Source organism: Bacillus sp. JJ1127, assembly GCF_036965845.1.
Lineage (GTDB): Bacteria > Bacillota > Bacilli > Bacillales > Bacillaceae_G > Bacillus_A.
Window position 1 is genome coordinate 13,011 of the sequence record NZ_JBALQK010000050.1, and the last position, 223, is coordinate 13,233.

Sequence of the window (223 nt, forward strand, 5' to 3'; positions counted from 1 at the left end):
AGGAATTACATATGAATACAGATTGGAAACGCGATCGGATTGCTTCAGCTAATCGAAATGAAAACCCAATGGTAATCGCAAAAATGAAGAGCGGATTTGCAGTTATTGGTGATACACAATTTCTTCCGGGATATTGTGTGCTCCTTGCTGCCCCTCAAGTAAACACTTTAAATGATTTAAATTTTAAAGAACGTAATGAGTATCTACTAGATATGAGTTTAAT

The 223-nt window shown here is 35.4% G+C and carries 1 pseudogene; it reads left to right on the forward strand.

Annotated elements, in window-relative coordinates:
• Nucleotides 1-11: 11 nt before the first annotated feature.
• Nucleotides 12-223, forward strand: a pseudogene (locus tag V7183_RS06800) (hypothetical protein); the annotation flags it as partial.